Annotated in this window: 1 protein-coding gene; it reads right to left on the bottom strand. The window is 69.6% G+C overall.

Annotated elements, in window-relative coordinates:
• Window positions 1-53: 53 nt before the first annotated feature.
• Window positions 54-1,109 (bottom strand): IS256 family transposase (locus tag EV643_RS43940; protein ID WP_133806171.1); only part of this gene is annotated, 1,056 nt, incomplete at its 5' end.

Here is a 1,109-nt window from a genome sequence, read left to right as displayed (position 1 = left end):
GGTCAAGTCCATTCGCGTGGTGTAGCGGTCGTGTCGCGTGATCCGTTGGTTGGTTAGGCGCTGAGCGCCTTGAGGTCGGTGTTGGGTGTCACCTCCTCGGTGGTGGTGTCGGTGTCGGTGACGACGGTGAGGCGGGCCTTGGCGAGGACGTCGAGGCCGAGGTAGCGGCGGCCTTCGATCCAGTCGTCGTGCTGCTCGGCCAAGACGGCGCCGACGAGGCGGATCAGGGCGTTGCGGTCGGGGAAGATGCCGACCACGTCGGTGCGGCGGCGGATCTCCCGGTTCAGCCGTTCTTGCGGGTTGTTGGACCAGATCTGTCGCCAGAGTTCCTTGGGGAACGCGGTGAACGCGAGCACGTCCGCGCGGGCGGTCTCGAGGTGGTCGACGACCGCGGGGAGCTTGTCGGCCAGGGCGTCCAGGACCCGGTCGAACTGTTCGTGCACCGCGTCCTTGTCGGGTTGGTCGTAGACCGAGTGCAGCAGCGTCTTCACCCAGGGCCAGCTGGCTTTCGGGGTCACGGACATGAGGTTGGCGGCGTAGTGGGTGCGGCAGCGCTGCCAGCCCGCGCCGGGCAGGGTGGCGCCGATCGCGGCGACGAGGCCGGCGTGGGCGTCGCTGGTGACGAGGCGGACACCGGACAGGCCACGCGCGGTCAGGTCGCGCAGGAACGCCAGCCAGCCGGCGCCGTCTTCTGCTGAAGTTACTTGCAGGCCAAGGATTTCGCGGTGCCCGTCACCGTTCACGCCGGTCGCGACCAGGGCGTGCACGTTGACGACCCGGCCGCCTTCTCGGACCTTCAGCACCAGCGCGTCCGCGGCCACGAACGTGTACGGGCCGGCGTCCAGTGGCCGGGTCCGGAACTGCTCCACGGCCTCGTCGAGCTCCTTGGCCATCACGCTGACCTGCGACTTGCTCAGCCGGGTGATGCCGAGGGTCTCGACCAGCTTCTCCATCCGCCGGGTCGACACGCCGAGCAGGTAGCAGGTCGCGACCACGGTGGTCAGGGCCCGCTCGGCGCGGCGGCGCCGTTCCAGCAGCCAGTCCGGGAAGTAGCTGCCCGAGCGCAGCTTGGGGATCGCCACGTCCAGGGTGCCGGCGCGGGTGTCGAA

The organism is Kribbella caucasensis (assembly GCF_004361855.1).
GTDB lineage: Bacteria > Actinomycetota > Actinomycetes > Propionibacteriales > Kribbellaceae > Kribbella > Kribbella caucasensis.
Note: the sequence above shows the minus strand (reverse complement) of the source record. Positions and strands in the feature narration are given on the sequence as shown.